The following is a 528-nucleotide window of genomic DNA, read 5'->3' as shown; positions in this document are numbered from 1 at the left end:
GAAGGAGCTCGACCGGCCCTGACCGAGATGATCCGCTTCATCGACGAATATCGAGAGCGGTTCGGGGTCGAGCTCATCTGCCGGACGCTGCGCCCGGCAGTGCAGGGTTTCATCACGTCCCGCGGGTATCGCGCCGCGAAGACCCGCGTCGTCTCCGCCCGGCAGCTGCGGGACGAGCTGCTGGTGCCCGAGGTCGCCCGGCTGSATGCGGAGAACTACGGCGTCTACGGGCGGCGGAAGATGCATGCCCTCCTGAAACGTCAGGGATGGGGCATCGGGCGAGACCAGACCGAACGCCTCATGCGCCTCGCGGGAGTGCGTGGGGTTCGCAAGTCGAAGAAGGCGTTCACGACCAGGCCCGACAAGGCGCAATCCCTGCCGCGGGACCTCGTCCAACGACGGTTCCGCGCAGACGCGCCGCGCAGGCTCTGGGTCGCGGACATCACGTATGTGGCCACCTGGGCGGGGTTCGCGTATGTGGCGTTCGTCACCGACGTGTACTCGCGCAAGATCGTGGGCTGGAACGTC

1 protein-coding gene is annotated in these 528 nt (G+C 67.4%); it reads left to right on the top strand.

Going from position 1 to position 528, the window contains the following annotated elements; translation table 11 throughout:
* Window positions 1-528: IS3 family transposase (locus B5M43_RS15485; protein ID WP_230668301.1), on the top strand; the 528-nt coding region annotated here is incomplete at both ends.

This window comes from Microbacterium sp. MEC084, from assembly GCF_004514465.2.
Taxonomy (GTDB): Bacteria; Actinomycetota; Actinomycetes; order Actinomycetales; family Microbacteriaceae; genus Microbacterium.
This window is presented reverse-complemented; position numbering and strand designations above follow the sequence as displayed.